This window comes from Cupriavidus sp. F041 (genome assembly GCF_057814235.1).
This window is the reverse complement of record NZ_JBVASY010000002.1, coordinates 3,477,201-3,503,080: the sequence shown is the minus strand read 5'-3', so window position 1 is coordinate 3,503,080 and position 25,880 is coordinate 3,477,201. Positions and strand designations below refer to the sequence as shown.

At 64.8% G+C, this 25,880-nt stretch carries 22 protein-coding genes; 15 read left to right on the top strand and 7 right to left on the bottom strand.

Annotated elements, in window-relative coordinates; translation table 11 throughout:
- Window positions 1-25: 25 nt before the first annotated feature.
- From ACZY0R_RS33505 to ACZY0R_RS33480, 6 genes are all read left to right on the top strand, one after another.
- On the top strand, window positions 26-598 hold the full coding sequence (locus tag ACZY0R_RS33505; RefSeq protein ID WP_035867510.1) for a YceI family protein: 573 nt from the start codon (window positions 26-28) through the stop codon (window positions 596-598).
- A 75-nt stretch (window positions 599-673) separates the two neighbouring features.
- The gene (locus ACZY0R_RS33500; RefSeq protein WP_045237582.1) at window positions 674-1,264 is read left to right on the top strand and encodes a YceI family protein; all 591 of its coding nucleotides are present in this window, start codon (window positions 674-676) and stop codon (window positions 1,262-1,264) included.
- A 438-nt stretch (window positions 1,265-1,702) separates the two neighbouring features.
- Window positions 1,703-3,094 carry a class I SAM-dependent methyltransferase gene (locus ACZY0R_RS33495; RefSeq protein WP_488864544.1) on the top strand — a complete coding sequence of 464 codons (1,392 nt, stop codon included), beginning with the start codon at window positions 1,703-1,705 and terminating at the stop codon, window positions 3,092-3,094.
- Window positions 3,095-3,116: 22 nt separating this feature from the next.
- Window positions 3,117-4,448, top strand: a complete 1,332-nt coding sequence (locus tag ACZY0R_RS33490) for a sensor histidine kinase (RefSeq protein ID WP_045237584.1) — start codon at window positions 3,117-3,119, stop codon at window positions 4,446-4,448.
- Between the two features lie 8 nt (window positions 4,449-4,456).
- Window positions 4,457-5,590, top strand: a complete 1,134-nt coding sequence (locus ACZY0R_RS33485; protein ID WP_045237585.1) for a hybrid sensor histidine kinase/response regulator — start codon at window positions 4,457-4,459, stop codon at window positions 5,588-5,590.
- Window positions 5,587-6,594 (top strand): response regulator, encoded by a 1,008-nt coding sequence (locus tag ACZY0R_RS33480; RefSeq protein ID WP_488864541.1) that lies wholly within the window; start codon window positions 5,587-5,589, stop codon window positions 6,592-6,594. The genes ACZY0R_RS33485 and ACZY0R_RS33480 overlap by 4 nt, the downstream gene beginning before the upstream one ends.
- 108 nt (window positions 6,595-6,702) lie before the next feature.
- Here the strand turns inward: ACZY0R_RS33480 and secF are convergent, their stop codons facing one another.
- From secF to queA, 5 genes are all read right to left on the bottom strand, one after another.
- Window positions 6,703-7,674: a protein translocase subunit SecF gene (gene secF / locus ACZY0R_RS33475; protein ID WP_488864539.1), complete on the bottom strand. Its 972-nt coding sequence runs from the start codon at window positions 7,672-7,674 to the stop codon at window positions 6,703-6,705.
- A gap of 90 nt (window positions 7,675-7,764) precedes the next feature.
- The gene (gene secD / locus ACZY0R_RS33470) at window positions 7,765-9,636 is read right to left on the bottom strand and encodes a protein translocase subunit SecD (RefSeq protein WP_045237588.1); all 1,872 of its coding nucleotides are present in this window, start codon (window positions 9,634-9,636) and stop codon (window positions 7,765-7,767) included.
- Between the two features lie 235 nt (window positions 9,637-9,871).
- Entirely contained in the window at window positions 9,872-10,201 is a 330-nt protein-coding gene (gene yajC, locus ACZY0R_RS33465; RefSeq protein ID WP_035867491.1) for a preprotein translocase subunit YajC, read from the bottom strand.
- Window positions 10,202-10,389: 188 nt separating this feature from the next.
- The gene (gene tgt, locus ACZY0R_RS33460; protein WP_488864536.1) at window positions 10,390-11,520 is read right to left on the bottom strand and encodes a tRNA guanosine(34) transglycosylase Tgt; all 1,131 of its coding nucleotides are present in this window, start codon (window positions 11,518-11,520) and stop codon (window positions 10,390-10,392) included.
- A 47-nt stretch (window positions 11,521-11,567) separates the two neighbouring features.
- A complete protein-coding gene (gene queA, locus ACZY0R_RS33455; protein ID WP_488866319.1) occupies window positions 11,568-12,614 on the bottom strand; it encodes a tRNA preQ1(34) S-adenosylmethionine ribosyltransferase-isomerase QueA in 1,047 nt (348 codons plus the stop codon).
- A gap of 185 nt (window positions 12,615-12,799) precedes the next feature.
- On the opposite strand from queA, the gene recG reads away from it, so the two are divergent.
- The 7 genes from recG (at window position 12,800) to ACZY0R_RS33420 (ending at window position 21,727) form a co-directional block, all read left to right on the top strand.
- The gene (gene recG, locus ACZY0R_RS33450) at window positions 12,800-15,019 is read left to right on the top strand and encodes an ATP-dependent DNA helicase RecG (RefSeq protein ID WP_488864534.1); all 2,220 of its coding nucleotides are present in this window, start codon (window positions 12,800-12,802) and stop codon (window positions 15,017-15,019) included.
- A gap of 126 nt (window positions 15,020-15,145) precedes the next feature.
- Window positions 15,146-16,099, top strand: coding sequence for a LysR substrate-binding domain-containing protein (locus ACZY0R_RS33445; RefSeq protein WP_045237591.1), 954 nt, complete (start codon window positions 15,146-15,148; stop codon window positions 16,097-16,099).
- A gap of 460 nt (window positions 16,100-16,559) precedes the next feature.
- Window positions 16,560-18,005 carry a catalase gene (locus ACZY0R_RS33440; RefSeq protein ID WP_488864532.1) on the top strand — a complete coding sequence of 482 codons (1,446 nt, stop codon included), beginning with the start codon at window positions 16,560-16,562 and terminating at the stop codon, window positions 18,003-18,005.
- Between the two features lie 68 nt (window positions 18,006-18,073).
- Entirely contained in the window at window positions 18,074-18,277 is a 204-nt protein-coding gene (locus ACZY0R_RS33435) for a hypothetical protein (protein ID WP_488864530.1), read from the top strand.
- A gap of 78 nt (window positions 18,278-18,355) precedes the next feature.
- The gene (locus ACZY0R_RS33430) at window positions 18,356-18,841 is read left to right on the top strand and encodes a Dps family protein (RefSeq protein ID WP_488864528.1); all 486 of its coding nucleotides are present in this window, start codon (window positions 18,356-18,358) and stop codon (window positions 18,839-18,841) included.
- 130 nt (window positions 18,842-18,971) lie between these two features.
- Complete coding sequence (ubiA, locus tag ACZY0R_RS33425) at window positions 18,972-19,829, top strand: 4-hydroxybenzoate octaprenyltransferase (protein ID WP_488864526.1); 858 nt, start codon at window positions 18,972-18,974, stop codon at window positions 19,827-19,829.
- A 158-nt stretch (window positions 19,830-19,987) separates the two neighbouring features.
- Window positions 19,988-21,727, top strand: coding sequence for an IS1634 family transposase (locus tag ACZY0R_RS33420; protein WP_488864524.1), 1,740 nt, complete (start codon window positions 19,988-19,990; stop codon window positions 21,725-21,727).
- Between the two features lie 156 nt (window positions 21,728-21,883).
- Here the strand turns inward: ACZY0R_RS33420 and proC are convergent, their stop codons facing one another.
- Complete coding sequence (gene proC, locus ACZY0R_RS33415) at window positions 21,884-22,708, bottom strand: pyrroline-5-carboxylate reductase (RefSeq protein ID WP_488864522.1); 825 nt, start codon at window positions 22,706-22,708, stop codon at window positions 21,884-21,886.
- A 47-nt stretch (window positions 22,709-22,755) separates the two neighbouring features.
- Window positions 22,756-23,523 (bottom strand): YggS family pyridoxal phosphate-dependent enzyme, encoded by a 768-nt coding sequence (locus ACZY0R_RS33410; RefSeq protein ID WP_488864520.1) that lies wholly within the window; start codon window positions 23,521-23,523, stop codon window positions 22,756-22,758.
- Window positions 23,524-23,586: 63 nt separating this feature from the next.
- Here ACZY0R_RS33410 and ACZY0R_RS33405 point away from each other — a divergent pair, with 63 nt between their 5' ends.
- Window positions 23,587-24,630 (top strand): type IV pilus twitching motility protein PilT, encoded by a 1,044-nt coding sequence (locus ACZY0R_RS33405; RefSeq protein WP_045237597.1) that lies wholly within the window; start codon window positions 23,587-23,589, stop codon window positions 24,628-24,630.
- A gap of 34 nt (window positions 24,631-24,664) precedes the next feature.
- The gene (locus ACZY0R_RS33400) at window positions 24,665-25,804 is read left to right on the top strand and encodes a PilT/PilU family type 4a pilus ATPase (protein WP_045237598.1); all 1,140 of its coding nucleotides are present in this window, start codon (window positions 24,665-24,667) and stop codon (window positions 25,802-25,804) included.
- The last annotated feature ends 76 nt before the right edge of the window (window positions 25,805-25,880 follow it).

Sequence of the window (25,880 nt, the reverse complement as noted above, 5' to 3'; positions counted from 1 at the left end):
CCTCCTAGCGACAGGAGTTCTTTTCATGAAACGCATTCCCCGCCCGAGCGCGCTCCTGATGGCGGCCACGCTGGCCACAGCCGGCATTGCGGCGAATTACGCCTGGGCCCAGGTCGACGCAGCCAAGAGCTCGGTCACCGCGACAGCCCGCCAGATCGGCGTGCCGATGGAAGGCAAGTTCAAGAAATTCGATGCCGCGGTATCGTTCGATCCCGCCAAGCTGGCAGCGTCCTCGGCCAAGGTCGAGATCGACGTGTCCAGCTTCGAGATCGGCGATGCAGAGACCACCAAGGAGGTAAAGGGGCGCGATTGGTTCGACGCCGCCAAGTACCCCAAGGCGGTGTTCCAGTCGACCAGCATCAAGGCCGGCGCAGCCGGCAAGTACGAGGTGGCGGGCAAGCTCACCATCAAGGGCAAGACCCAGGACGTGGTGATTCCGGCAAGCTATCGCCAGGACGCCGGCGGCCAGGTGTTCGAAGGTGTGCTGCCGATCAAGCGCACCGTGTATAACATCGGCGATGGCGAGTGGAAGGATACTTCCGTCGTTGCCGACGATGTCCAGATCAAATTCCGTATCGTGACCGCGGCCAGGAAGTAAGCGCGCAGCGCCCGTATTCCCTGTCGCACCTTTGTACCTTTGCTGTTCATCCCCAACTTTTTGCCGGGAGTTCTCATGAAACTGCGCACCATCCTCGCCGCTGTCGCGGCCCTTTCCGCCAGCGCCGCCGTCGGCGTGGCGTCCGCCAACACGGTGACTTACAACCTCGATCCGACCCACACGTACCCGAGCTTCGAAGCCGACCACCTTGGCGGCCTGTCGACCTGGCGCGGCAAGTTCGAAAAGTCGAGCGGCGTGGTGACGCTGGATCGCGTTGCCAAGACCGGCACGGTGGACATCAAGATCGACGCCGCCTCGGTCGACTTCGGCAACAGCAAGCTGAACCAGCACGCGAAGGGCCCCGACATGTTCAATGTCGAAGCCTTCCCGGAAGCCACCTACAAGGGCAAGTTCACCAAGTTCAATGGCGACGTGCCTACCGAAGTCGATGGTCTGCTGACCCTGCATGGCGTGACCAAGCCGGTCAAGCTGGAGATCCGTGATTTCAAGTGCATCCAGCATCCGATGCTCAAGCGCGAAGCCTGTGGCGCCGATGCCGTGGGTAGCTTCAGCCGTGCCGATTTCGGTATCGACTACGGCGTGAAGATGGGCTTCAAGCCCGAGGTCAAGCTGGCGATCCAGGTCGAAGGCGTGAAGGCCGACTAAGACGGACGACAGATACATCGCGAGGTCCGGGGGTTGCCCCCGACTTCGCGCATCTGGGTAACAAAGAAAAAGGCCGGGGCGCAATCCCGGCCTTTTTCTTTGTTTCCGGCACATTGGGCGAGCCTGCGCGGGCATCGCTCGGGTCGTGTTGTCCGCACCTGGCGGCCACAGTACAATGATTCGCTAGGATTCAGTTACAGTCTCACTCAGTCACAGTCTCAGTCACCGTTACCAGGGTGTAGTCGCGCGCGTGCCTGCCTGCCATCAGTCAAGGACGCCCATGCCCGCAACCGATTACCGACATGTATCCCAGCAGTACCCCCTGATACTGGTCTAGCGTAGCGATCCATCGCCCTACGAGCTGTACCCGGCCAGTCAATGCCACACTGTTGTACTGGGCGGCCGGCAGCGTTTCTCGGATTTCTCTGGCGCAATACCGTGTACTCCCAAACGCAAATCGATCCGGTGGTCAGTTTCCGCAACTCGCAGGGCGAGCAGGTGCGGGGCACAATTATCAATCTCCAGAGAAAGTCTCTGGTGATGGAAATCTACAATCCATACTCGATCGTCCAGGTCAGCGAGGTGCTGAGCGAGCTGAGTGTGCGCATGGGGACCAAGAACGCCTACCTGGGCAAGGCGGTGGTGATGAGCCTGGTGAACACCGGCCTCACCGCGGTGGTATCGCTCACGCTGATCGACGAATGGCGCGAGTTGAGCGACCTGCCCAACGAGCCGAAGTCGGTCGGGCGCGAAGCGGAACTGTTTATCAACGACTGGGACGCGCGCTTCAATATCCGGCGCGATTACCAGATCGTGGTCAATGAAATGCGCGCGTTTCTCTCTGAAGTGTCGCGCTGGGTCGAGCAGGTCGACCTGACCGAAAACCTGCCCAAGATCGATGGACGGTTGCGGGAGGATGTGTTCTACGAGCTGGCCACGCCGATCATGCTCAAGACCAAGTCCTACCTGGACCGGCTGGAAGGCGAGGCCGAGCAGGTGGACGCCGAGATCGCGCCCGTGCACCGTACCTATGCGCAGTCGGCCCTGCATCCGTTGCTGCTGCGCGCCCCCTTTGTCTATCGCACCTTCACCAAGCCGCTGGGCTACGCCGGCGACTACGAGATGGTCAACCAGATCCTGGGCGATCCGCAGCAGGGCCCGACCACTTACTTCCAGATCGTCAACACGGCCTTCCTCAAGGCGGCGGTAGCCACCGCCCACCGCAACCGGATCGACCTGCTGGTGGACTTCCTGTCGCGCCAGGCGGACGCCGCCCGCGCGGCCGGCAGGCCGTTCCGCGTGCTCAATGTCGGCTGCGGCCCGGCCTTCGAGATCCAGCGCTTCGTGCGTGAATATGCGCAGCCCGAACTGCTGTCGTTCCAGCTGGTCGATTTCAGCGAGGAGACGCTGGCCTACACCAAGTCCTCCATCGAAAATTCGGCGGCCTCGGCGGGGCACAAGGTATCGGTGGAGATGGTGCACCAGTCGGTGCACGAACTGCTCAAGCGCAAGATTTCGCCGGACGATGCCTCGCTGCGCGAGTTCGACGCGGTGTATTGCGCGGGGCTGTTCGATTACCTGTCGGATAAGGTGTGTTCCCGGCTGCTAAGCTATTTTGCCGCGCGTACGCGGCCTGGCGGCCAACTGCTGGTGACTAATGTCCACTCCGCCAACCCCGAGAAGTTCGGCATGGAACATTTGCTGGAGTGGTACCTGATCTATCGCGACGAGGCCAGGATGAGTATGCTGCTGCCCGAGCAATCCCGCGACCATAAGCTCTATGTCGACCAGACCGGAGTCAATGTGTTCGCGGAAGCGATCATCCTCTGAAACACCAGTAGCCGGCCCAGCCATGAGCACGAATCAACTTTACGCGGGTTACCAGACCGAGCTGGCGGATTTCCGCCTGGCCTTCAGCCGCGGCGGCGCGTATACCGCCATCGTGCTGGTGCTGCTCGGCGTGGGGCTGGACTATGGCCAGTACCCGCAGCTGCAGGCGCCGTTCGCGGTGGCGCGCGTGCTGGTGTCGCTGCTGATCGCCGGCATCGTCATGCTGTTGTACAGCACCGCGGGGCGGCGCTTCGCGCCGTGGCTGACCTTGTCATGGCTGCTGCTGCCGCAGATCATGATCTCCTGGATGATCTGGCATACGGACGGCGTGGAGTCGCCCTACTACGTGGGGCTGAACCTGGCCATCTTCGCCTCCGGCATCGCATTGCCTTTCGGCCTGTGGCAGAACCTGGTGTTCGGGGTGCTTTCCTACCTGTTCTACCTGCTTGCCTGCCTGCTGCATTCCGGCGGCGTCGAGCCGGCCGGCACCTTTATCGTCAATTCGCTGTTCCTGCTGTTTGCCGCGGCGGCCAGCGCGGTCTATACCTTCTTCAACGAGCGGGCGCGCTTCATGCTCTTCCGCCTGAAGGCCGAAGTGGCGGAAAAGAACGCCGAGCTCGAAGTCATCAACCGCAAGCTGGTCGACATCAAGGGCCAGATGCTGCAGCAGGAAAAGATGGCCGCCATCGGTACGCTGGCCGCGGGCCTGCTGCACGAGGTCAACAACCCGGTCAACTTCTGCCTGATGGCGATCGAGGTTGCGCTGGAAGAGCCGGTAGCCAAGAATGAACCGATGCTGCAGGAGTGCCTGGTCGATGCCAAGCAGGGCATGCAACGTATCCAGCATATCGTGTCGGACCTGAAGACTTTTGCCTATCGCAAGCCCGGCGCCGAAGCCGAAGGCACGCCGTTCCTGTTCGAAAAGGCGCTCGATTCGTCAATCCGGCTGACCGCGCATGAGTTGCGCGGGGTCGCCGTCACGCGCGAGTTGCCCACCGATACGCTGGTACTGGGCGACGAAGCGGCGGTGATCGGCGTGCTAATCAATTTGTTCTCCAATGCCGCGCTGGCCATGCGCAAGGCCGGCACGCAGAGCCCGGCGATCCACACCACGGTGAAGTGGGTCGAGCGCCGGTTGCATGTTACGGTCAAGGACAATGGCCCCGGCATCGCGTCCGAGCACCTGGCGCGCGTGTTCGAGCCGTTCTTCACGACACGTGAAGTCGGGCAGGGCCTCGGCCTGGGCCTGTCGATCAGCTACGCGGTGATCGAGCGCCATGGTGGCGTGCTGTTTGCTGAAAGCGAGCTGGGCCGGTGGGCCTCGTTCAGCTTCGACCTGCCGCGAGCCGACTGAGGAACGCCATGAGCGATGCCCGGCAACCGAAGCTTACCGTCCTCTACGTCGATGACGAGGAGATGGCATGCAAGTACTTCGCCCGCGCGGTTGGCACGGAGTACGAGGTGCTGGTCGCCAGCGGTGCCGATGAGGCAATCGCTGTCCTGCGCAGGGAGAGCGCGCGCGTCGCCGTGCTGGTGACGGATTTCCGCATGCCAGGCCGCAATGGCGGCGACCTGCTGCGACAGGTGGCGCTCGAGTACCCGCAGATCGTCCGCATCCTGGTGACCGCCTATGCGGACAAAGACATGCTGTTGCAGACGGTCAACACCGGCGAGGTGTTCCGCATCCTGGAGAAGCCCCTCGAACTGGGGCAGGCGCGCGAGACGCTGCGGCTGGCGGCGGAACGTTACCGCGAGCGTTCGGTGCGCCACCAGCGCCTGATGGCGATCGACGAGACGCTCGCCTTTCTCGCCCATGAACTGAATACACCGCTGGCGGCGATCGCAAATTTTGCGCGCGGCATCGAAAGCCGGATCGCGGCGGAATACAATCCGCAGCGCCAGAGCGAGATCGGCCAGGCGGCAACGTCGATGCACGACAACGCGCAGTATTGCCTGGCCGTGATTTCGTCTTTCCTGCAGTCGGTGCGCAGCAGCGGGGGCCGGCCCAGCACGCAGCCCAATGCCAGCCGGGAAGTCACTGCCGGCGCCCTGATCGCCGCGCTGCTCGATACCTACCCGTTCGCGGGGCCGCAGCGCGAGTGGGTGCAGGTCGAGATGCAAGACGACTTTGCCGTGCGCACGCTGCCCAATTGCGTGGCGCTGGTCTTGTCGTCGCTGCTGTCCAACTCGCTGCGGGCTCTCGATGGCGTCGCCGCGCCGTCGCTGCGCTTCGTGGTGGCGGCCGAGCCCGAGGCCGCGATCCGCATTTGCGACAACGGCCCGGGCATACCGCCGGAAGTGATGGGGCGCCTATTGGTGGACCCGGTCACCACCCATGCGAGTACCGGTGGCAACGGGCTAGGCATGATTTTCTGCAACCGTGTCATGCAGTCTTTCGGTGGCGGCATCCGGATCGAGTCGACGTCCGGTGCGGGCACCACCGTAACGCTGGATTTTCCAAATACCAAGAGTCGAATGCACAGGAGTAATCGATGAACGAACCGAATGCCACGCAGGCACCATCACCGGCGATTCTGTTCGTCGATGACGAGGCGACGGCCGTCAAGTATTTCCAGCGTGCCATCGGAGCCCTGGCGCCGGTCGTGACCGGCGGCTCGGTGGAAGAAGGCAAGGCGCTGCTGGATGCGCACGCCGACAGCCTGGCGGTGCTGGTCTCCGACCAGCGGATGCCAGGCGAGTACGGCAACGAACTGCTGCGCTACGCGCGCGAGCGCTATCCGCATATCGTGCGGATCCTGACGACGGCCTACTCGGAGATCGAGCACACCGTCGCCGCGGTCAACGAAGGCCAGATCCATCGCTACATCAAGAAGCCGTGGGACATTACCGCGCTGCGCATGGAGCTCAAGCAGGCGCTGGAGATGGCTGGCCTGCGCAAGGAGCGCGACCAGTTGCTGCGCGAGAAGCTAAGCGTGCTGCAAAGGCAGACCATCGCCGCGCGCATCGGCCTGATCCGCACGCTGTCGGCCAGCCTGATCGGCCCGGAGCGTTTCCAGCCGGTGGAAACCTACCTGGCTTCGGCCGCGCTGGCAGGCGTACAGAATCCCGAGCCGGACTGGCTGCTGATGGACTACGCCGACCTGGTGGCGGCGGAAAGCCGGCGCAGCGGCAGCTTCGGCTATGCGGTGGCGGCAAGGCTTGCGGGCCTGCGTACGCAATTCGCCGGCCGTGGCGCGGGCGATGCTGTGGCGGTACTGGCCGAGACGCTGGCCGAGGCCGGCGCGGCGGACGCGGTGCGCCGGGATGGCGATGCCCTGGTGTGGATCCAGGGTGCCGCGCTTGGCGAATACCTGGGCGAGCCGGTGGACAAGGAGGTCTCCGCGCGCCATGCGGCCTGGCTGGCCGGACTGTTGTGGCTGGATGAAGCCGGCGGCGCGCTGAAGTCCGTGCGCGAGGGCGGCTCGATTGTCTACCGCGCCGCCGAGCGCACGGCCGAGTTTTCCGCGGATCGCCTGGCGGTGTGGATCGAGCAGTTCTGACGCGCTGGCGATATGCGGTGCCCGGATCGAAGCGGGCAGGCGCGGTAAACAAGAATGGGCACCCGAAGGTGCCCATTTCTCATTGCCGGAGAATCCGTTGCGGGGCCGTCAGGCCTGCGCGCCGAAGTTCGGGTCGTCGCGGTCGACGTCGCCCGGCTTCTTCTCGCCCTTTACCAGGTCCTCGCGCTTGACGCCCAGCCACATGGCCAGCGCCGCTGCAACGAACACCGAGGAGTAGATGCCGAACAAGATGCCGACGGTCAGCGCCAGCGCGAAGTAGTGCAGGGTGGGGCCGCCGAAGAAGAACATCGACAGCACCATCATTTGGGTCGAACCGTGGGTGATGATGGTCCGCGAAATGGTGCTGGTGATCGCGTTGTCGATGATCTCATGCGTGGTCATCTTGCGGTACTTGCGGAAGTTCTCGCGGATCCGGTCGAAGATCACGACCGATTCGTTGACCGAGTAGCCCAGCACCGCCAGGATCGCCGCCAGCACCGACAGCGAGAATTCCCACTGGAAGAAGGCGAAGAAGCCCAGGATGATCACCACGTCGTGCAGGTTGGCGATGATGCCGGCGACCGCGAACTTCCACTCGAAGCGGAACGACAGGTAGATCACGATGCCGACCACCACGCACAGCAGCGCCAGCAGGCCGTCGGTGGCCAGTTCCTTGCCCACCTGCGGGCCGACGAACTCGACGCGCTGGAGCTTGACGTCAGGTGTGGCGGCCTGCAGCGCACCCATCACCTGCTCACTCTGCTGGGCCGAGGTGGCCGGCTTGCCGTCCGGGCCTTTTTGCAGCGGCAGGCGGATCATGACGTCGCGCGAGGTGCCGAAGTTCTGCACCTGCACGTCGCTGTAGCCCAGCTTGCCGACCTGGCCGCGGATATGCTCGAGATCGGCGGGCTGCTGGTAGTTGACCTCCATCACCGTGCCGCCGGTGAACTCGATCGACAGGTGCAGGCCCTTGTGCGCGAGGAAGAACACGGCGGCGGCAAACGTCAGGAAGGAAATCACGTTGAAGATCAACGCGTGCTTCATGAACGGAATGTCGCGCCGGATGCGGAAGAATTCCATGTTGAATCCTGTTTTATACGGCAGCTGTGCTGCTGTTTTGTACTGCAGGTCTATGCCGGTTGGCTGTCGCGTGCGCGGCAGCCATGATGCTTACTTGGCGACGGTGCCCTGGCTGTCCGAGCCCGGCTTCCAGATCTGGCCGATCGCTACGCTTTGCAGCTTCTTCTTGCGGCCGTACCAGAGGTTGACCAGGCCGCGGTTGAAGAACACCGCCGAGAACATCGAGGTCATGATGCCCAGGCAGTGCACCACGGCGAAGCCGCGCACCGGGCCGGAGCCGAAGGCCAGCAGCGCCAGGCCGGCGATCAGCGTGGTCACGTTCGAGTCCAGGATGGTGGCCCAGGCGCGGTCGAAGCCGACGGAGATTGCCATCTGCGGCGAAGCGCCCGCGCGCAGTTCCTCGCGGATACGTTCGTTGATCAGCACGTTGGCGTCGATGGCCATGCCGAGCACCAGGGCGATAGCGGCGATGCCGGGCAGCGTCAGCGTGGCCTGCAGCATCGACAGCACCGCTACCAGCAGCAGCAGGTTGACGGCCAGCGCGGCCACCGAGAACACGCCGAACAGCATGTAGTACAGCATCATGAAGACGGCGATGGCACCGAAGCCGTAGGCCACGGAGTCAAAGCCCTTCTTGATGTTGTCCGCGCCCAGCGACGGGCCGATGGTGCGTTCCTCGATGATTTCCATCGGCGCGGCCAGCGAGCCGGCGCGCAGCAGCAGGGCCAGGTCGTTGGCGGCTTCGGTGGAGTAGGAGCCGGTGATCTGGAAGCTGGAGCCGAGTTCGGACTGGATGGTCGCGACAGTCAGGACCTCGCCCTTGCCCTTCTCGAACAGCACGATGCCCATCGGCTTGCCGATGTTCTCGCGCGAGACGTCGCGCAGCACGCGGCCGCCCTGGGCGTCGAGCTTGATGTTGACGGAGGGGCGCTGGTTCTGGTCGAAGCCGGCCGAGGCGCTTTCAATGCGGTCGCCGGTGAAGATGACCTGCTTCTTGAGCACCACCGGGGCGCCGTTGCCCTGTGTGAACAGCTCGCTGCCGAAGGGGATCGGGTCGCCCGGACGCGGGTTGCGAGGTGCCTCGGGGTCCGCCAGGCGGGCTTCCAGCGTAGCGGTGCGTCCGATGATGTCCTTGGCCTTGGCAGTGTCTTGCACGCCCGGCAGCTGTACCACGATGCGGTCGGCGCCTTGCTGCTGGATCACCGGCTCGGCCACGCCGAGCTCGTTGACCCGGTTGTGCAGGGTGGTGATGTTCTGCTTGACCGCCGCATCCTGCACCGCCTTGCGGGCAGCCTCGGTGAATACGCCGGTGATGTTGTTGCCGTCCGGGGTGAACGCCAGCTCGCGCAGGCTATCGGCCAGGATGGCACGCGCCTTGGCGGCGTCGTCGGCGCTATTGAAGCGCACCGTCAGGCGCTCGCCGTCGCGGTCGATGCCGCCATGGCGGATGCCCTTGTCGCGCAGCAACGTGCGGGCGTCGCCGGCCAGGCTGTCGAGCTTCTTGTCGACCGCGCCCTTCATGTCCACCTGCAGCAGGAAGTGCACACCGCCGCGCAGGTCCAGCCCCAGGTACATCGGCAGCGCGTGCATGGCGGTGAGCCAGCGCGGCGAACCCGACAGCAGGTTGAGCGCGACCACGTAGGTGGCGTCACTGGCGTCCGGGTTGAGCGTGCGGGTCAGGATGTCCTTGGCCTTGAGTTGCTCGTCGGGCGTGCGGAAACGTGCCTTGACCGAGCCGGACTGGCCGTTCAGGTCGAAGAACATGCCGTCGGGCTGCAGGTTGTTCTGCGCCAGGATCTGCTCGATCTGCTTCTGCATGGCCAGGTCGATCTTGACCGTGGCCTTGGCGGAGGAGACCTGCACGGCAGGTGCCTCGCCGAAGAAGTTCGGCAGCGTATAGGTGATGCCGATGGCCAGCGCCACCAGGATCACGAGGTATTTCCAAAGCGGATAACGATTCATCTTTGGCCAGTCGTTCTTCGGTTGGCGGGGCCGACGTTACCGTCAGCAGGGAGGTCGGCACCACCGCACCGGTTGGCAAACAGCCGCCTGGCATCCACGGATAACCCGGGCTGGATCAGGCGGCTGCGGGGGCACGCGCGCTAAAGGCGTGCCGGGAAGGGCGAAAAAGCAGGCTAACGAGCGGGAGATCGACAAAAGCCGGAATATGGCAACGATCCACCCGCTATCGCGGTGCTCAGAGCGACTTCAGCGAGCCCTTGGGCAGCACCGTGGTGACCGCGCTCTTCTGCACCGTAATCTCGGTGCCCGCGGCGATTTCGAGGGTCACGTATTGCTCGTTGACCTTGGTGACGCGGCCAAGGATACCGCCGGCGGTGACCACTTCGTCATTCTTGGCCAGGGCTTCCATCATTGCCTTCGCTTCTTTCTGGCGCTTCATCTGCGGGCGGATCATGATGAACCACAGCACCGCGAACATCAGGATGATAGGCAGGAAACTCATCAGGCCACCCGCCGCGCCGCCGGTGACACCGGCAGTCTGGGCAAATGCGTTAGAAATCAGCACGTTGCTTCTCCGTCACAAAGTCAGTCAGTTAGTCAAACATTCTACCACCCGCTTGCAACCGCACTGCACGCCAGATAAGGGCGATTGCAGTGGTTTACGGGTTTGTTCGGAGCGCCTTGGGCGCCGCTTGCAGCAGCCGGGCACCGCTATTCGACCGGCGCCCGGCGGAAAGTTCACGCCGGCGCGGCTTACTGCGGCCCGCGTGCGCGGTCGGCGGCAAACTGCAGGCGGAAGGCTTCGAAGCGGTGCTGCTCGATGGCTTCGCGCATTTCGGCCATCAGTTGCAGGTAGTAATGCAGGTTGTGGATGGTATTCAGGCGCGCGCCGAGGATCTCGCCGACCCGGTGCAGGTGGTGCAGGTAGGCGCGCGAGAAGTTGCGGCAGGTATAGCAGCCGCAGCTCTCGTCCAGCGGCCGCGTGTCGTTGCGGTGGACGGCGTTCTTGATCTTGACGTCGCCGAAGCGGGTGAACAGCCAGCCGTTGCGGGCATTGCGGGTCGGCATCACGCAGTCGAACATGTCGACACCGGCCGCCACGCCCGCCACCAGGTCTTCCGGCGTGCCCACGCCCATCAGGTAGTGGGGCTTGTGGGCCGGCAGGCGCGGCGCCACGTGCTCCAGCACGCGCATCATGTCTTCCTTGGGCTCGCCAACGGACAGCCCGCCGATGGCATAGCCGTGGAAGTCCAGTTCGGACAACCCGGCCAGCGACTCGTCGCGCAGGTCTTCGAACATGCCGCCCTGGACGATGCCGAACAGCGCATTGGGGTTGGCCAGGCGATTGAATTCGTCGATCGAACGCTTGGCCCAGCGCAAGCTCATGCGCATCGAGGTCGCCGCCTCCGCATGGGTGGCGGGACGGCCTTCGATCTCGTATGGCGTGCACTCGTCGAACTGCATCACGATGTCGGAGTTCAGCGTGCGCTGGATCTGCATCGAGATCTCGGGCGACAGGAACAGCTTGTCGCCGTTGACCGGCGATGCGAAGGTCACGCCATCCTCGGTGATCTTGCGCAGCGCGCCCAGCGAAAACACCTGGAAGCCGCCCGAATCGGTCAGGATCGGCTTGTCCCAGCCCATGAAACGGTGCAGGCCGCCGTGGGCCTCGACCACTTCCAGGCCGGGGCGCAGCCACAGGTGGAAGGTGTTGCCCAGGATGATCTGCGAATTGATCTCGTTCAGTTCGAGCGGCGACATCGCCTTGACCGAGCCGTAGGTGCCGACCGGCATGAAGATCGGGGTCTCGACCACGCCGTGGTTGAGGGTGACGCGGCCGCGGCGGGCGTTGCCGTCGGTGGTGAGCAATTCGAAGTTGAGCATGGCTGGAATCGGGTTCGGGCGGTCGGTACGGAGCTGGCGCGGCGCGCTCAGGGCTGGGGCTGGCGCGTCAGCAGCATGGCGTCGCCGTAGCTGAAGAAGCGGTAGCGCTGCGCCACCGCATGGCGGTAGGCGGCGCGGATGGGCTCCACCCCGGCCAGCGCCGATACCAGCATCAGCAAGGTCGACTTGGGCAGGTGGAAGTTGGTGATGAGGGCATCCACCACGCGGAACCGGTAGCCGGGCGTGATGAAGATATCGGTGTCCCCGCGCCCGGGGGCCAGCGTGCCATCGGCAGCGCCGGCGGATTCCAGCGCGCGCAGCGAGGTGGTGCCGACCGCGATCACGCGGCCGCCAGCGGCGCGCGTGTCGCGCACGGCCTGGGCCAGTGCCTCGGACACCTCATACCACTCGGCGTGCATCTTGTGTTCGGCAAGGTTCTCGGTACGCACCGGCTGGAAGGTGCCGGCGCCCACGTGCAGGGTCAGGAAGCCGCGGCGCACGCCCAGCGCATCGAGCCGGGCGAACAGCGCCTCGTCGAAATGCAGGCCGGCGGTGGGGGCCGCCACCGCGCCGGGGGCGCGGGCATAGACGGTCTGGTAACGGGTCTCGTCGAAGGCGTCCGGGTCGTGGGTGATATAAGGCGGCAGCGGCAGGCGGCCGTGGCGCTCGATCAGGTCCAGCGCCGGCTCGGGGAAGGTGAGCGTGAAAAACTGGTCCACGCGCGGGCCCACGGTGACGTCGAAGGCATCCACCAGGCGCAGCTTGCTGCCCTCGGGCGGCGTCTTGGAGGCGCGCACCTGGGCCAGCACGGTATGGCTGTCCAGCACCCGCTCGACCAGCACCTCGATCTTGCCACCGCTGCCCTTGTGGCCGAAGAAGCGCGCCTTGATGACGCGCGTGTCGTTGAATACCAGCAGGTCGTTCGGACGCAAGTAGCCGACGATATCGGCGAACGTGCGGTCGGCCAGGTGGGTGGTGCCGTCCCGCGCGTCCGTATCCACCACCAGCAGCCGGCTTGCGCCGCGCTCCGGCAAGGCGGTCTGGGCGATCAGTTCGGGCGGCAGTTCAAAGTCGAAGTCGGACAGCGTCAGCATCATGGGGGCAAAAACGGCCACTGGCCGCGCGGTGGCGCGGCCGGCATAGGTACAATCGGCGAATCCGATATTGTAAGGCTTGGGGCGGCGCGGCCGCCCGGGCGCGCATGATATCGCCTATTTGCGCCAACCCTCCCTTGCCGCCAGGCATGAACCCCGACCCGAATCCGTAGCCACGCCGCCCGATGCCAGGAACCGCTCCAGACCCGATCCCGGAAACCACCGACAGCCTGCCCGCGGCGCCCGCCGGGGACAAGGCCGGCCGGCCGGGCAAGGGGCCGGGGGCCGCCAAAGGTGCCGCCGGCAAGCCGTCCTCGGCCATGGCGCGCTTGCACAAGCTTGGCCTCAAGCGCGACGTCGACATGGTGCTGCACCTACCGATGCGCTATGAGGACGAGACCACGCTGCTGCCGATCGCCGATGCCATCCACCGCGCGGGCCTGGGCCTGGCGGTGCAGGTCGAGGGCGTGGTCACTTCCAATGAGGTGAGCTTCCGCCCGCGCCGCCAGCTGGTGGTCAAGATCGCCGACGATACCGGCGAGCTGACACTGCGCTTTCTGAATTTCTACGGCAGCCAGGCCCAGCAGATGGCCGAAGGCACCTGCCTGCGCGTGCGTGGCGAGCTGCGCGGCGGTGGCTTCTTCGGCGCGGAGATGGTCCATCCCACCGTGCGCCCGGTGACGCCAGGCGAGGCGCTGCCCGATAGATTGACGCCGGTGTACCCGAGTACCGCGGGCATTCCGCAGACCTACTTGCGCAAGGCCATCGGCGGGGCGCTTTCGCGCACGCCGCTGCCCGAGACCCTGCCATTGCCGGTCCTGAAAGGCCCGCTCGCGCAGCTCAAGCTGCAGCCTTTGCCGGATAGCCTGCGCCTGCTGCACTCGCCACCGCAGGATGTCGATGAAGCCGCGCTGATCGAGCGCTCGCACCCGGCCTGGCAGCGCATCAAGTTTGACGAACTGCTGGCGCAGCAACTCTCGCTCAAGCGCTCCCAGGCGGCGCGGCGCGACAAGAGCGCGCCGCCCATGCCGCGCCGCGCCGGCGGCCTGCTGACGGCCTTCCTGGGGGCGCTGCCATTCAAGCTGACCGGCGCCCAGCAGCGCGTGGTGGAGGAAATCGCCGGGGACATGGGCGCGCCCCATCCGATGCACCGGCTCCTGCAGGGCGATGTCGGCAGCGGCAAGACCATTGTCGCGGCGCTGGCGGCCTGCCAGGCCATCGACGCCGGCTACCAGGCCGCGCTGATGGCGCCCACTGAAATCCTGGCCGAGCAGCACTACCGCAAGCTTTCCGCGTGGCTGGAGCCGCTTGGCGTGACCGTGGTGTGGCTGGCCGGCAGCCTGAAGGCGCGCGCCAAGCGCGAGGCGGCGGCACAGGTCGAGTCCGGCGAAGCCAAACTGGCCATTGGCACCCACGCGCTGATCCAGGACAGCGTCAAGTTTGCGCGCCTGGGTTTGTCGGTGGTGGATGAGCAGCATCGCTTCGGCGTGGCCCAGCGCCTGGCGCTGCGCGGCAAGGCGGAGCCCGGTGCGGCCGCACCGCCGGACAAGGCCGGAAAGGGTGCTGGCAAAGCCGCCGAGGCCGTGCCGCATCAGCTGATGATGTCGGCCACGCCGATCCCGCGCACACTGGCAATGACCTACTACGCCGATCTCGACGTCTCGGTGATCGACGAGCTGCCGCCCGGTCGCACCCCGGTGGTGACGCGGCTGGTCAACGACGCGCGCCGCGACGAGGTGATCGAGCGCGTGCACCATGCCGCCGCCGATGGCCGGCAGGTCTACTGGGTGTGCCCGCTGATTGAAGAGAGCGAGGCTCTGCAGTTGCAGACCGCCGTGGAAACCTACGAGACCCTGGTCGCCGCCTTGCCGGAGCTCAAGGTAGGTCTGGTGCACGGGCGCCTGCCGCCGGCGGAAAAGGCTGCCGTGATGGAAGACTTCACGGCCAACCGCCTGCAGGTGCTGGTAGCCACCACCGTGATCGAGGTGGGGGTGGACGTGCCCAACGCCTCGCTGATGGTGATCGAGCACGCCGAGCGTTTCGGCCTGGCGCAGCTGCACCAGTTGCGCGGCAGGGTGGGGCGGGGCAGCGCGGAATCGGTCTGCCTGCTGATGTACCAGGCGCCACTGTCGCCCACCGGGCGCGAGCGCCTGGCGACCATGCGGGAGACCACCGACGGCTTCGAGATTGCCAGGCGCGACCTGCAGATACGCGGCCCCGGCGAGTTCCTCGGCGCGCGCCAGTCCGGCGAGGCGATGCTGCGCTTCGCCGATCTCAATACCGACGCCTGGCTGGTCGACTATGCCCAGGACGCGGCGGAACTGATGCTGACCCGCTATCCGGAGGCGGTGGAGGCACACCTGCTGCGCTGGCTGGGCGGCAGGGAGCATTTCCTGAAGGCCTGAGGCAAAGAGCAGCATGCTTCGCATGGCCGCACGGCGGCAAGTATCGCCTGCGCCGCATTGTCGTTCATCTCTGACAGAACCCTGAATCGAAGGTAAAATCTATCGCCTAATGAAAATTGATAAGTCATGACGCTCACCGAACTCAAGTACATCGTCGCCGTGGCGCGCGAGCGCCATTTCGGCCGGGCGGCCGAAGCCTGCTTCGTGTCGCAGCCGACGTTGTCGGTGGCCATCAAGAAGCTGGAAGACGAACTCAATGTGCAAATCTTCGAGCGAGGCACTTCCGAGGTCTCGGTGACGCCGATCGGTGAGCAGATCGTGGCGCAGGCCCAGCGCGTGCTGGAGCAGACCATGGCCATCCGCGAGATCGCCAAGCAGGGCAAGGACCCGCTGGCCGGGCCGTTGCGCCTCGGCGTGATCTACACCATCGGACCCTACCTGCTGCCCGCGCTGGTCAAGGAAATGATCCAGACCGTGCCGCAGATGCCGCTGATGCTGCAGGAGAACTACACGGTCAAGCTGATCGAGTTGCTCAAGCAAGGCGAGATCGACTGCGCCATCATGGCCGAACCCTTCGCCGATTCCGGCCTGACCGTGCAGCCGCTGTACGACGAGCCCTTCGTGGTAGCGGTGCCGCGCGGTCACCATCTGGAAAACGCCAGCCATGTTGACCCCGACGAACTGAAGCAGCAGACCATGCTGCTCCTGGGCAGCGGGCACTGCTTCCGTGACCAGGTGCTGGGCGTGTGCCCCGAGCTGTCGCGCTTCTCCCAGGCGGCCGACGGCATCCAGAAGACCTTTGAAGGTTCCTCGCTGGAAACCATCCGGCATATGGTGGCAAGTGGCGTTGGCATCACGGTGCTGCCGCGCACGTCGGTGCCGGATCTCAAGCCCGGCAAGAACGACCTGTTGGCTTACGTGCCCTTCACCGACCCGGTGCCCGACCGGCGCGTGGTCCTGGCCTGGCGCAAGAGCTTTACCCGGCTGCCCGCCATGGAAGCGCTGCGCCGCGCGGTGGCCGCCTGCGACCTGGCCGGGGTCAGCATGCTGGCTGCCAAGGAACTGGCCAAGGCGGCCTGACCCGCTCCGCTGGCTGCCGGTCCTCGCGCCGGGGATCCGTAGCGCCATGCTGCCAGCGCGCAGTCGCTGGCAGCGTCATTGCCCATCTACGCCCACCTCTGTTTTTTCCCGCCGTCGATTTTTGTAACTTCACCGTGCCTTTGCCGTGTGCCATGCTGGCGCGGGCGGGAAATAGGCATGCTCTATTCCATAGTTAGAAATAATCGAATTTCTAACTTGATAGCTAATCGGTACACTTCCTGCATCGACGCACTGCGCGCGGTTGCCCACAAGGAGTCGTACATGACCAGCACGGATCCCAACCCAGTCAGCCCTGTCGCCGCGGGAGACATCCTGGGCGCGCTGGCGAGCTGTGTGGCCGACTGTCTTGCCAGTTACGCCACGGTGTATTGAAACAACCCGGTGGTTCCCGGCGCCGCCCCAGCCCAACTCCCGATTCACCCCACGAAAAGAGATCAAGATGAGCAAGGACAAGGACACTCTCACCACCGCCGCCGGCGCCCCGGTTGCCGACAACCAGAACTCGCTGACCGCCGGCCCGCGCGGTCCGATGCTGCTTCAGGACGTGTGGTTCCTGGAAAAGCTCGCCCACTTCGACCGCGAGGTGATTCCCGAGCGGCGCGTGCACGCCAAGGGTTCAGGCGCCCACGGCACCTTTACCGTGACGCATGACATCGCGCGCTTCACCAAGGCATCGGTGTTCGGCAGCGTCGGCAAGCAGACGCCGATCTTCATCCGTTTTTCCACCGTGGCGGGCGAGCGCGGCGCGGCCGATGCCGAGCGCGACGTGCGCGGTTTCTCGGTCAAGTTCTACACGGACGAAGGCAACTGGGACGTGGTTGGCAACAACACGCCGGTGTTCTTCGTGCGCGATCCGCTGAAATTCCCCGATTTCATCCACACGCAGAAACGTAATCCGCGCACCAACCTGCGCGACCCCATCGCGGTGTGGGACTTCTGGTCGCGCCATCCTGAATCGCTGCACCAGGTCACCATCCTGATGAGCGACCGTGGCCTGCCGCAGAACTATCGCCAGATCCATGGCTTTGGCTCGCATACCTTTTCGTTTCTCAATGCAGCCAACGAACGCTTCTGGGTGAAATTCCATTTCAAGTCACAGCAGGGCATTGCCAACTGGACCAACGAGGAAGCCGCCAAGGTGGTGGCGGGCGATCGCGAAAGCGCGCAGCGCGACCTGTTCGAGAACATCGAAAAGGGGAACTTCCCGCGCTGGAATGTGCGCATGCAGGTCATGCCCGAAGCCGATGCGGCCAGGTACCACATCAACCCGTTCGACCTGACCAAGGTGTGGCCGCACAAGGACTATCCGCTGATCGACGTCGGCGTGCTGGAGCTTAACCGCAACCCTGACAACTACTTCGCCGAAGTGGAGCAGGTGGCGATGAACCCGTCCAATGTGGTGCCGGGCATCGGTTTCTCGCCCGACAAGATGCTGCAGGGCCGGCTGTTCTCGTATGGCGACGCGCAGCGCTATCGCCTGGGCGTGAACCACAACCAGATTCCGGTGAACGCGCCCAAGTGCCCGTTCCACAATACGTTCCACCGCGACGGCGCGATGCGCGTGGATGGCAACCAGGGCGGCAAGCTCAACTACGAGCCCAACCGCGAGGGCGCCTACGCCGCGAGCGAGCGCGCCGCCGAGCCGCCGCTGGCCGTGGATGGCGCGGCGGACCGTTGGGACCACCGTGTGGACACCGACTATTACAGCCAGCCGGGCGCGCTGTTCCGCCTGTTCAATGACGGTCAGCGCCAGCAACTGTTCTCGAACATCGCGGCAGCCATGCAAGGGGTGCCGGAAGAGATCGTGCGGGTGCAACTGGAGCACTTCGCCAAGGCCGATCCGGCCTACGGCGAAGGCGTCAGGCGCGCCCTCAACCTGAAGTAAGGCAGTAGGGGCATCGGGCGGTCCCGCGCCAGCGGCGCCACCCGATGCACCAGGCAAGGAGAAGCATCATGGCTATGTTCAGAATGTTCATCGGTGAGTTGCAGCATTTGCAGCAAGTGCAGCATGACGCTGGCGACGGCTCCCGTGGCGGCGACGCGGCGCGCCTGCAGCGCAAGCTGTGGCGCACGGAAATCGGGCTGGCGGTGATCGCCCTGGGCGCGGTCGCGATGTTCCTGGACGCGGCCACGAGTTTGTCCGGCTTTACCGGGTGATGCCATAATGTGCGGGTTGTGCCGCGTCGCCAGGCGCGGCAGTCACTGTGGCCACCCCCAGACTGGAGCGTACCTATCATGGCAAAGAAGAATGAGATGAGCGTGAATATCGGCATTCCCGACAAAGAGCGCAAGAAGATCGCGGAAGGCCTGTCCAAGTTGCTGGCGGATACCTACACGCTTTATCTCAAGACCCATAACTTTCACTGGAACGTGACGGGTCCGATGTTCAACACGCTGCACCTGATGTTCGAGACGCAGTACACCGAACTGGCGTTGGCCGTGGACTCCATCGCGGAGCGTATCCGCGCGCTGGGCTACCCGGCACCGGGCACCTACAAGGAATACGCCCGCCTGTCGTCGATCCCCGAGGAAGAGGGCGTGCCCGAAGCCACCGAGATGATCCGCAAGCTGGTCGAAGGCCAGGAAGCCGTGGTGCGCACCGCGCGCTCGCTGTTCCCGGTGATCGATGCAGCAGGCGACGAACCCTCGGCCGACCTGCTGACCCAGCGCATGCAGACGCACGAAAAGACTGCGTGGATGCTGCGCTCGATGCTGGCCTGATGGCCTGATTCGACGCCGCCGGCGGCACGATGTGCTGCCGGCCATGCGCGCCGCGCCCTGACCGGGACGCGGCGCGTTTTTCGTTTATCGTCCTTGCCTTGCCCCGTACCGTGGTACGCGGGCCACTACCATGTTTGAACGCTTAGCCCTGTACGCGCGCCTGGTGCGCATCGACAAGCCCATTGGCACGCTGCTGCTGCTGTGGCCCACGCTGTGGGCATTGTGGATGGCCACGGGCGGGCCGCCGGCGTGGCACCTGTTCTGGATCTTCTTTGTCGGTACCTTCCTGATGCGATCGGCCGGTTGCGCGATGAACGACTGGGCCGACCGCGACTTCGACAAGCATGTGAAGCGGACCAAGGAACGGCCGTTGACTGCCGGCAAGATCGCGGCTTGGGAAGCGGTGATGGTGGCGGTGGTGCTGGCGCTCGCGGCCTTCGCGTTGATCACGCCGCTCAATGCGCTGACCAAGTGGCTGGCGGTGGTGGCCGCGGTGCTGGCCGGCACCTATCCGTTCTTCAAGCGCTTCTTTGCCATCCCGCAGGCCTACCTCGGCATTGCCTTCGGCTTCGGCATCCCGATGACATTCGCCGCGGTGCAGGACCATGTGCCCGCCGTGGCATGGGTGATGCTGCTGGCCAATGTGTTCTGGGCGGTGGCCTACGACACCGCCTATGCCATGGTGGACCGGGATGACGATCTGCTGCTGGGCATGAGGACTTCGGCCATCACGTTCGGGCGCTTCGATGTGGCCGCCATCATGATTTGCTATGCGGTGTTTCTTGGGCTGATGGCTTGGGCTGGCGCGCAGTTCGGACTGGGCTGGCCATACTGGCTCGGGCTGGCAGCCGCGGCGGGATGCGCGCTTTATCACTACACGCTGATTCGCGATCGCGATCGCATGCGCTGCTTCGCTGCGTTCCGGCACAACAACTGGCTGGGAGCTTGTGTGTTTGCCGGAACGGCGGTGGCTTACGCACTGCGTTGAGGTGGCTTGCCACAAGCGCTAGCCCAAACTTTGGTCCCTGAACTCGCCGGAACCCGCGCCACCGTTGGGTTTCGGCTATTTTTTGGGGTGCATATGTACCCATGTAAATACATTACATTAGCCTTGTTTTTTGCTGAATATGTCCAATAATGGTGTTCATGTATATCGAACACGTCCCCAACCGCAATTCCCCGCCGGCGATCCTGCTGCGCGAGTCCTATCGCGAAGGCAACAAGGTCAAGAAACGCACCCTGGCGAATTTGTCCGCACTGCCGCCCGAGGTGATCGAGGGCTTGAAGGTCTTGCTGCGCGGCGGGGCGGCCGTGGCCTCGGCCGATGAGGCCCTGGTGATCGAGCGCAGTCTGCCGCACGGCCATGTGGCCGCCGCGCTCGGTACGGCCCGCGCCTGTGGCGCGCAACACTGGTTCGCGGCGGCGCCGGGCCGCGTGCCATCCCTGGTCATGGCGCTGCTGGTGGCACGCCTGATTTCGCCCGCCTCCAAGCTGGCCACGCACCGCATGCTGCAGCAAGAGACCGCGGCCCATTCGCTGTCGCGCATGCTCGGCATCGGCGATGTGGAGCCCGAGGAGTTGTACGCCGCGCTGGACTGGCTGGGAGAGGCCCAGGAAGCCATCGAGAAGCGCCTGGCGAAGCAGCATCTGGCTGGTGGCACCCTGGTGCTCTATGACCTCACTTCCACCTGGCTGACCGGGCGCTGCTGCGACCTGGCGGCCTACGGCTACAGCCGCGATGGCAAGCGTCACGAGCCGCAGATCGTGTTCGGTCTGGTCTGTACGCCGCATGGGTGTCCGGTGGCGGTCGAAGTCTTCGCCGGCAACACCGCCGATCCGAGCACGGTGGCGTCTCAGGTGGAGAAGCTCAAAGACCGTTTCGGCATCGAGAAGCTCGCCTGGGTAGGGGACCGGGGGATGCTGACGCAAGCCCGTATCGACACGCTGTTGCGCCCGGCAGGACTGGACTGGGTGAGTAGCCTGCACGCCCCGCAGGTTGCTGAACTCGCCCGCGAACAAGGCCCCTTTCAGCCCTCGCTGTTCGATGAACGCAACCTCATCGAGCTCACCAGCGAAACGTTTCCTGGCGAGCGACTGGTGGTGTGCCGCAATCCGCTGCTGGCCGACGAACGGGCCAGGAAACGCGAGGCGCTGTTGCAGGCCACCGAACAGGAGCTCAACAAGATTGCCGAGGCCACCACGCGCGCGCGCAACCGGCTCAAGGGCACGGAGGCGATTGCCCTGCGCGTGGGCCGGGTCATCGAGCGCTTCAAGATGGCCAAGCACTTCGAGCTGACCATCACCGACACCAGCTTTGCCTGGGCGCGCAAGACGCTACAGATCGAGCAAGAGGCGGCACTCGATGGCCTGTATGTGGTGCGCACGAGTTTGCCGGCGGCGCAACTGTCAGCCGAGGCGGCCGTGTCGGCCTACAAGGGCTTGGCGGCGGTCGAGCGAGCGTTTCGTTCGCTCAAGACCATGGACTTGCACGTGCGCCCCGTGTTCCATTGGAATGCCGAGCGCGTGCGTGCTCATGTCTTTCTGTGCATGCTGGCCTACTACGTCGAATGGCACATGCGCGAAAAATTGAAGCCGATGCTGTTTGACGATGAATACATCGAGCTAGCGCGCGCTTCCCGTGCCTCGCCCGTGGCCAAGGCACGGCGTTCGGAACAGGCGAAAGCCAAGGACGCCACCAAGCGCACCGAGGATGATCTGCCCGTCCACAGCTTGCGCACGTTGCTCGGTGATCTGGCCACGCTCACCTACAACATCTGCCACACGCCGCTGAATCCGGAGGCCAAGATCATCATGACCACTCGGCCAACGCCCATTCAGGACCGCGCCTTCCGCCTCCTCGGTATCAGCCCGGCAGCCCTTCTGTAGCACCTGTACCCAGCAAGCCCTCGCTACGCACTCGCATAACTGCGTGGAATCAACACCTTACGTTCGCAGTGAACTCAAAGTTGGGGCTAGCGTCCTGAGCGGGGAGCGCCGGGGGAGAGGGCGGGCGCTCCCTATGCCGTCGTGCCTGAAAAAACCTCAGTCCTTCCCGAACTCCGCCCCCATCTCCGTAGCCCGCGCCGCGGCTGCATGCATCGCTTTGACGAAAGCCTCGCCGATGCCGGCGGTTTGCATCGCGGTGAGCGCCGCATATGTCGTACCGCCCTTGGACGTCACGCGCTCGCGCAACAGGCTGACAGGCTCCTCAGACTGCGCCGCCAGCACCGCCGCGCCGCGGAAGGTTTCCACCGCCAGCGCGCGTCCCTGGCTGGCGGTGAGGCCGAGTTCTGATGCTGCTTTTTCCATCGCTTCGATGAAATAGAAGACATAGGCCGGGCCGCTGCCGGAGATGGCGGTGACCGCGTCGATCTGCGCGTCGCCTTCCACCCACTCGCATTTGCCCACGGCTTCAGCCAGCGCGCCGGCAATCTCGCGGTCCTGCTGCGCCAGGCCGGGCACGGCGGCCAGGCCGGTCATGCCCATGCCGGCCAGCGCCGGCGTGTTCGGCATGGCGCGCACCAGGCGGGTGCGGCCGCCAAACCAGCGCTGCATATCGGCCAGGCGGATGCCAGCCGCCACGCTGACGATCAGGTTGTCGCCCAGGTACGGCAGCAACGATGCCGCCGCATCGCGGAACTGCTGCGGCTTGACCGCCAGCACGAGCACATCGCTGGCGCCGAAGGCCGCATCTGGCGCGCCTGCGGCATGCACCCCCAGGTCGCGCCGCAGGCGCGCCTGGGCTTCCTCGAAAGGATCGACCACGCGGATCGAAGTGGCCGGCACGCCCCGGGCGACCAGGCCGCCGATCAGGGCGGTGGCCATATTGCCGCCGCCAAGGAAGCCAAAGGTGAGGGTGTTGAGCATGGGTGTCTCTTGCAGGGAGTGTTCTGGGAAGAAGTGACGCCGGCGTTCTAGCCGTGCGTAATGGGCGCTGCGGGCGTTGTCGCAGCAGGGTCCGTCTCGACGGCATCGGATGTGGGCGCGGCGGCATAGCCGCGCGCACCGAAAATGGCGGTGCCGATGCGCACCAGGGTGGCGCCCTCGGCAATGGCGGCGTCCATGTCGGCAGACATGCCCATCGATAAGGTGTCGACCTCAAGCCCGTCCGCGCGCAGGGCGTCGAGCAGCGCGCGCAGCGCGGCGAATGGCCGGCGCTGGGCCGCCGGATCGGCAACGGCTTCGGGAATCGCCATCAGGCCGCGCAGCCGCAGGCCGGGCAGTGCCGCCACGGCGCGCGCCAGCGCCGGCACTTCGGCGGGCGTCACGCCGCTCTTGCTGGCTTCTCCGCTGATATTGACCTGCAGGCAAACTTGCAGCGGCGCCTTGCCGGCGGGCCGCTGCGCCGACAGGCGCTCGGCGATGCGCAGGCGGTCGATGGCGTGGACCCAGTCGAAATGCTCGGCCACGGCACGTGTCTTGTTGCTTTGCAGGGGGCCGATGAAATGCCAGCACAACTCGCCGCGCAGGTCGGCAAGCCGGGCGATCTTGTCCACGCCTTCCTGCACGTAGTTCTCGCCAAAGGCGCGCTGGCCCGCATCGAAGGCAGCCCGTACGTCGGCGGCGGGGAAGGTCTTGGAAACCGCCAGAAGCGCGACTTCACCGGCCGGTCGCCCGGCCTGTTGTGCGGCTGCCGCGATGCGCCGGTTGATGGCTTGCAAGTTGGCGGCAATTACAGACATAATCCGGCGAACATATCAAGAAGTACAACAAAGTACGACAATAATAGGGTGGGGTCATTATAGATGGACATCGCGCAGCTATTAGCTTTCGCCGTCAAGAACAAGGCGTCCGATCTCCATCTCTCGGCAGACATGCCGCCGATGGTGCGTATCCACGGCGACATGCGCCGCATCAACGTAGCGGCGATGGGCCACAAGGATGTCCACGCCCTCGTGTACGACATCATGAGCGACACCCAGCGCAAGCAGTATGAAGAGCGGCTGGAAATCGATTTCTCCTTCGAGATCTCCGGCCTCTCGCGCTTCCGGGTCAATGCATACAATACGCAGCGCGGCGCGGCCGCGGTGTTCCGGACCATTCCCTCCAAGGTTCTGACGCTGGAAGACCTGCGCGCGCCGGCGGTATTCGCCGACCTCTGCATGAAGCCGCGCGGCCTGGTGCTGGTGACCGGCCCGACCGGTTCAGGCAAGTCCACCACGCTGGCGGCGATGGTGGACCACCGCAACGATCACGACATGGGCCACATCCTCACGGTGGAAGACCCGATCGAGTTCGTGCACACGTCCAAGAAGAGCCTGATCAACCAGCGCGAGCTGGGGCCGCACACGCACTCCTTCGCCAACGCGCTGCGCTCCGCCTTGCGCGAGGACCCCGACGTGGTGCTGGTGGGCGAACTGCGCGACCTGGAAACCATCCGGCTGGCGCTGACCGCGGCGGAAACCGGCCACCTGGTGTTTGCCACGCTGCATACCAGTTCGGCAGCCAAGACCATCGACCGGATCGTCGACGTGTTCCCGCCCGAAGAGAAAGACATGGTGCGCACCATGCTGTCGGAGTCGCTCGAAGCGGTGATCTCGCAAACGCTGCTCAAGACGCGTGACGGCAATGGCCGTACCGCGGCGCACGAGATCATGATCGCCACGCCGGCGATCCGCCACTTGATCCGCGAGAACAAGATCGCCCAGATGTACTCGATGATGCAGACCAGCAGCGGGCTTGGCATGCAGACGCTGGACCAGTGCCTGTCGGACCTGATCAAGCGTGGGATGATCAGCTACAACGACGCACGCGCCATCGCCAAGAACCCCGATTCATTCACGGGCTGAGGCGAGTCCGCCGCATCCAAACCAGGACAACGCCATGCTCGATCGCGAATCCGCCGCCAAGTACATCAACGACCTGCTTGTGCTGATGGTCGGCAACCGCGGCTCGGACCTGTTCATCACCGCAGATTTTCCGCCCGCGATCAAGGTCGACGGCAAGATCACGCCGGTGTCGCAGCAGCCGCTCAATCCCACCCAGGCGCTCGACCTGGTGCGCTCGATCATGAATGAGCGCCAGACGGGCGAGTTCGAGGGCAGCCGAGAGTGCAACTTTGCCATCTCCGTGCCCAACGCCGGGCGCTTCCGGGTCTCGGCCTTTATCCAGCAGGGCAAGGCGGGCATGGTGGTGCGTACCATCAATACGCGCATTCCCTCGGTGGAAGATCTTGACCTGCCGCAGACGCTGCATGACATCGTGATGTCAAAGCGCGGCCTGGTGATCGTTACCGGCGCCACCGGCTCGGGCAAGTCGACTTCGCTGGCGGCCATGCTCGACCATCGCAACGCGCATTCCTACGGCCACATCATCACCATCGAGGACCCGATCGAATACGTGCACGCGCACCAGAACTGCATCGTCACGCAGCGCGAGGTCGGCATCGATACCGAGTCCTGGCACGTGGCGCTGAAGAACACCCTGCGCCAGGCACCCGACGTGATCCTGATCGGCGAAATCCGCGATCGCGAAACCATGGAATACGCGATGCAGTATGCGGAAACGGGCCACCTGTGCCTGGCCACGCTGCACGCCAACAACGCCAACCAGGCCATCGACCGTGTGGTCAACTTCTTCCCCGAGGAAAAGCGCCAGCAGTTGCTGATCGACCTGTCGCTCAACCTGAAGGCGATGGTGTCGCAGCGCCTGTTGCCGCGCAAGGGGCAGAAGGGCCGCGTGCCGGCGGTGGAAATCATGATCGGCACGCCGATGGTGGCCGACCTGATCTTCAAGGGCGAGATCCACGCGTTGAAGGAAGTCATCAAGAAATCGCGCGAGCAGGGCATGGTCTCGTTCGACCAGGCGCTGTTCGACCTGTACGAGGCCGGCAAGATCAGCTACGAAGACGCGCTGCGCAACGCCGACTCGCTCAACGACCTGCGGCTGATGATCAAGCTGCACGGCACCCTGGACCGCGAAACCGACCTCGGCGCCGGCACCGAACATCTGAATGTGATCTGATCTGCCGCCAGCGCGGCGCTTGCGGAACTAGTACACTGTCCGCGCCGCCGGCACCCCGCCGCGCCATCAGAGGAGC

Bases quoted from the DNA above. Each gene is read 5' to 3' on its own strand.
- ACZY0R_RS33505 (WP_035867510.1), top strand. From the start codon at position 26: ATGAAACGCATTCCCCGCCCGAGCGCGCTCCTGATGGCGGCCACGCTG.
- ACZY0R_RS33500 (WP_045237582.1), top strand. From the start codon at position 674: ATGAAACTGCGCACCATCCTCGCCGCTGTCGCGGCCCTTTCCGCCAGC.
- ACZY0R_RS33490 (WP_045237584.1), top strand. From the start codon at position 3,117: ATGAGCACGAATCAACTTTACGCGGGTTACCAGACCGAGCTGGCGGAT.
- ACZY0R_RS33485 (WP_045237585.1), top strand. From the start codon at position 4,457: ATGAGCGATGCCCGGCAACCGAAGCTTACCGTCCTCTACGTCGATGAC.
- ACZY0R_RS33480 (WP_488864541.1), top strand. From the start codon at position 5,587: ATGAACGAACCGAATGCCACGCAGGCACCATCACCGGCGATTCTGTTC.
- secF (WP_488864539.1), bottom strand. From the start codon at position 7,674: ATGGAATTCTTCCGCATCCGGCGCGACATTCCGTTCATGAAGCACGCG.
- secD (WP_045237588.1), bottom strand. From the start codon at position 9,636: ATGAATCGTTATCCGCTTTGGAAATACCTCGTGATCCTGGTGGCGCTG.
- tgt (WP_488864536.1), bottom strand. From the start codon at position 11,520: ATGCTCAACTTCGAATTGCTCACCACCGACGGCAACGCCCGCCGCGGC.
- queA (WP_488866319.1), bottom strand. From the start codon at position 12,614: ATGCTGACGCTGTCCGACTTCGACTTTGAACTGCCGCCCGAACTGATC.
- recG (WP_488864534.1), top strand. From the start codon at position 12,800: ATGCCAGGAACCGCTCCAGACCCGATCCCGGAAACCACCGACAGCCTG.
- ACZY0R_RS33445 (WP_045237591.1), top strand. From the start codon at position 15,146: ATGACGCTCACCGAACTCAAGTACATCGTCGCCGTGGCGCGCGAGCGC.
- ACZY0R_RS33440 (WP_488864532.1), top strand. From the start codon at position 16,560: ATGAGCAAGGACAAGGACACTCTCACCACCGCCGCCGGCGCCCCGGTT.
- ACZY0R_RS33435 (WP_488864530.1), top strand. From the start codon at position 18,074: ATGGCTATGTTCAGAATGTTCATCGGTGAGTTGCAGCATTTGCAGCAA.
- ACZY0R_RS33430 (WP_488864528.1), top strand. From the start codon at position 18,356: ATGGCAAAGAAGAATGAGATGAGCGTGAATATCGGCATTCCCGACAAA.
- ubiA (WP_488864526.1), top strand. From the start codon at position 18,972: ATGTTTGAACGCTTAGCCCTGTACGCGCGCCTGGTGCGCATCGACAAG.
- ACZY0R_RS33420 (WP_488864524.1), top strand. From the start codon at position 19,988: ATGTATATCGAACACGTCCCCAACCGCAATTCCCCGCCGGCGATCCTG.
- proC (WP_488864522.1), bottom strand. From the start codon at position 22,708: ATGCTCAACACCCTCACCTTTGGCTTCCTTGGCGGCGGCAATATGGCC.
- ACZY0R_RS33410 (WP_488864520.1), bottom strand. From the start codon at position 23,523: ATGTCTGTAATTGCCGCCAACTTGCAAGCCATCAACCGGCGCATCGCG.
- ACZY0R_RS33405 (WP_045237597.1), top strand. From the start codon at position 23,587: ATGGACATCGCGCAGCTATTAGCTTTCGCCGTCAAGAACAAGGCGTCC.
- ACZY0R_RS33400 (WP_045237598.1), top strand. From the start codon at position 24,665: ATGCTCGATCGCGAATCCGCCGCCAAGTACATCAACGACCTGCTTGTG.